The organism is Streptomyces sp. NPDC042364, from assembly GCF_056437585.1.
Window position 1 is genome coordinate 1 of record NZ_JBWKAJ010000048.1, and the last position, 3,352, is coordinate 3,352.

Here is a 3,352-nt window from a genome sequence, read left to right on the forward strand (position 1 = left end):
GCCCGCGAGATCTACCGCGCTCTCACCAGCACACCAACCGAACCAATCACGCAAACCGACCTCGCTCCTGCGGCTTGACATCCATAGGAGCATCCACCCAGGGCTTTCTCCTCCGATCACACCCCTCACACCAGAAAGGCACCCCCATGGTCGACATCGAAGAGGTCACCGCGGCTCCCGGCCCGGACCTCCTCACCCCCGGCAACTGCGCGGTCCTCTTCGTGGACCACCAGCCGCAGATGTTCTTCGGCACCGGCAGCGGCGACCGCACCGCGATCATCAACGCGACCGTGGGCCTGGCCAAGGCGGCCAGGGTCTTCGACGTACCGGTGGTACTGAGCACGGTGGCCGCCGAGTCCTTCTCCGGCCCGCTCCTGCCGCAGCTCGCCGACGTCTTCCCCGACCACAAGATCGTCGACCGTACGACGATGAACGCCTGGGAGGACGTCGCGTTCGTCGAGGCGGTCAAGGCCACCGGCCGCAAGAAGCTCGTCATCGCCGGTCTGTGGACCGAGGTGTGCGTAGTCCTGCCCACGCTGTCCGCGCTCGCCCAGGGCTACGAGGTCTACGTCGTCACCGACGCCTCCGGCGGTGTCAGCCCGCAGGCCCACGAGCACGCCGTCCAGCGCGTGATCCAGGCCGGCGCCGTACCCGTGACCTGGGTGCAGGTGCTGCTGGAGCTCCAGCGGGACTGGGCGCGCGAGGAGACGTACGGGCCCACCACGGAGGTCGTGAAGGAGCACGCGGGCGCGTACGGCCTCGGAATCGTCTACGCGCAGGCCGTCATCGGCGCCCACGCGGCCGGCTGAGAAGCACGACGGACGTCGGGAACGGGCGGGAACGTGATGGACACCGGACTGTTGCTCCTGCGCCTCGTGGTCGGGCTCCTCATCGCCGGCCACGGGGTGCAGAAGGTCAGTTTCCTGCTGGGCGGGAACGGCCTGGCCGGCGGGACCGAGGAGTTCCGCCGGGACGGCTTCCGCGGCGGCCGGCTCACCGCGCTCGCCGCGGGCGGCGGCCAGATCGGCGCCGGCCTGTTCCTGGCGGCCGGACTGCTCACCCCCCTGGCGGCGACGACCGCCATGGGGGTCATGACGGTCGCGAGCACCGTCAAGTGGCGCAACGGGCTGTGGGTGCAGAACGACGGGTACGAGTACCCGCTCGTCCTCGTGCTCGTGGCGGCCGTGCTCGCGCTCACCGGGCCCGGCCGCTGGTCGGGCGACGAGGCGCTCGGGTCCGCCCCGTGGCCTCCGTGGCTCTCGCTCGCCGCGGTGGGGCTGGGTCCCGCCGCCGGGCTCGCCACCCGGGTCGTGCTGCACCGCCCGGCCCCCGCGGCGGAACCCGAGGAGGTGACGGGCCGTGCGTGAGCCGGTGACCGACGCGGCCCGCACGCTCGTCCCGCCGCGCGGGGATGGGCACGGGCCGCTGCCGCCGCTCCTGTTGGCCCTCACGGTGGTGACCGGTGTGGTCGACGCGGTCAGCTATCTGGCCCTCGGCCATGTCTTCGTCGCCAACATGACCGGCAACGTGGTCTTCCTGGGGTTCGCCCTGGCGGGCGCCGAGGGCCTGTCCGCGCTCGCGTCCGTCGTCGCGATGGCCGCGTTCCTCGCCGGCGCGCTGGCCGGGGGCCGGGTCGCCGCCCGGTTCGCGGCCCACCGCGGGAGGGTGCTGGCCATCGCGACGGCGGCGCAGACGGTTCTCGCCGCCGCGGCCGTCCTCGCCGCCGTCCTCGCCGACGGCGACCGGGTCGGCGGCCCGCTCCGCTACACGCTGATCGTGCTGCTGGGGCTCGCGATGGGGCTCCAGAACGCGGTCGTACGGCGCCTCGGCGTCCCCGACCTCACCACGACCGTGCTGACGCTCACCCTGACGGGACTGGCGGCCGACTCCACCCCGGCCGGCGGGTCGGCGCCCCGGCCCGGGCGGCGGATCCTGTCCGTCCTCGCGATGTTCCTCGGCGCCCTCGCCGGAGCCCTGCTCCTGCGCCACACCGGACTCACCACCACCCTGGGCCTGATCCCGCTGCTGCTCGCGCCGATCTGCGCGACCACCCTCCGCCTGTCGTCCTCCGGCGCCGCGTGGACCCGCCCGCCGTCCTAAGAGCTCCGAACAAGAGTGGAGTCCGATCGGCTCGCGGCGTCTGGTGCGTGCGATCGCAAGGCGCCGGAAGCTCCTTGTAGCGGGGCTACCAGGGGCTTTCGGCAACGCGGCGAGCGTGCGTGCCAGGCGTCGCGAGCCGGGCTCCACTTTTGTCGGAGCTCTAAGGGGCCGGAGTACGGTCTCCCCTTCCCGCGCCGTCCCGCCACTCGCTCGGGGACATCCCGTACGCCGCCCGGAACACCCGGCTGAAGTGCGTCGCGCTCAGGAAGCCCCAACGGCCCGCCACCGAGGCGATGGTGCGGCGCCCCCGCACGCCGAGCTCCAGATCGCGTCGGCACTCCTCCAGCCGACGGCGCTGGATCCACCGGCCCACCGTCGTGCCCTCGTCCTGGAACAGCTTGTGCAGATAGCGCACCGAGATGTGGTGGGCCCCGGCGATCATCTCGGGCGACAGATCCGCGTCGGCCAGATGCGCGTCGATGAACCGCAGGATCCGCGCCACCAGCGGCGACCGGCCGCCCGGCGGCCCGCCCGCCTCCCGGCCCAGCTGCTCCGTGGCAAGGGTGGCCAGCAGGTTCACCGCGTTCCGGGTGAGCATCTCGGCGACCAGCGGCCGGGCGGAGACGGCCGAGTCGGCCAGCTCGGACAGGAACGGCGACAGCAGCGAACCCAGCCGGGAGGCGCGGGCCACCGGTGCCCCCGTCACTCGCCGCACATCGCGCTCCTCCAGCCCCATCGCCTCGCGCGGCACGAGGAACACCTTCAGCCGGAAGCGGTCCGGGAACTCCAGTAACGGCGGGTGACCGGCGTCGTAGAAGCAGATGTCGCCGGGCGCCAGCGCGATGTCCGGCAGCCGCTCCGGCGGACGTGCGCCGGTCCCGCACACCCCCACGAACAGGTACTCGCCACCGGTCCGTGCGGTCAGCCGGTACGACTCCGACCGGGCCCCCTCCTGCCCCGGCAGCCGAGCCGGCGCCTCGTCGAGGACGGTGATACGGAGGGCCGGGGCCCTGAGAACGCTGGTGTCGGAGCTCATCTGCGGCTGCCTCCCGGGCCGTTCGCCCTCACGTCGGTCACTGCACCCGGAGCGTAGGAAGGAGGATGTGCAAAAAGAGTGACGGCGAAGTGACGGCGCCGGTGGCCGGTGGCTGACCACGCCCTAGAAGGCTGATGAAGATCTTGGGTTCTGGCCCTGCCGCGTCAGCGGCAGGGCCAGACTCGTCATGTGGCGATGGGTGAGTGGGTCGGTGAG

Annotated in this window: 4 protein-coding genes; 3 read left to right on the top strand and 1 reads right to left on the bottom strand. The window is 72.6% G+C overall.

From position 1 onward, the window contains the following. Positions 1-146 precede the first annotated feature (146 nt). Genes AC067N_RS38795 through AC067N_RS38805 form a run of 3 tightly spaced genes read left to right on the top strand, consistent with a single transcriptional unit; the run spans position 147 to position 2,100 of the window. Positions 147-809 (top strand): hydrolase, encoded by a 663-nt coding sequence (locus AC067N_RS38795; RefSeq protein ID WP_478683665.1) that lies wholly within the window; start codon positions 147-149, stop codon positions 807-809. 36 nt (positions 810-845) lie between these two features. Then, complete coding sequence (locus AC067N_RS38800; RefSeq protein ID WP_478683666.1) at positions 846-1,367, top strand: DoxX family membrane protein; 522 nt, start codon at positions 846-848, stop codon at positions 1,365-1,367. Continuing rightward, complete coding sequence (locus AC067N_RS38805; protein ID WP_478683667.1) at positions 1,360-2,100, top strand: DUF1275 family protein; 741 nt, start codon at positions 1,360-1,362, stop codon at positions 2,098-2,100. The genes AC067N_RS38800 and AC067N_RS38805 overlap by 8 nt, the downstream gene beginning before the upstream one ends. Positions 2,101-2,260: 160 nt before the next feature. On the opposite strand, the gene AC067N_RS38810 is transcribed toward AC067N_RS38805, so the two are convergent. Then, on the bottom strand, positions 2,261-3,136 hold the full coding sequence (locus AC067N_RS38810; RefSeq protein ID WP_478683668.1) for a helix-turn-helix domain-containing protein: 876 nt from the start codon (positions 3,134-3,136) through the stop codon (positions 2,261-2,263). Positions 3,137-3,352 lie beyond the last annotated feature (216 nt).

Coding starts and splice junctions, on each gene's coding strand:
- AC067N_RS38795 (WP_478683665.1), top strand. CDS start 147: ATGGTCGACATCGAAGAGGTCACCGCGGCTCCCGGCCCGGACCTCCTC.
- AC067N_RS38800 (WP_478683666.1), top strand. CDS start 846: ATGGACACCGGACTGTTGCTCCTGCGCCTCGTGGTCGGGCTCCTCATC.
- AC067N_RS38810 (WP_478683668.1), bottom strand. CDS start 3,136: ATGAGCTCCGACACCAGCGTTCTCAGGGCCCCGGCCCTCCGTATCACC.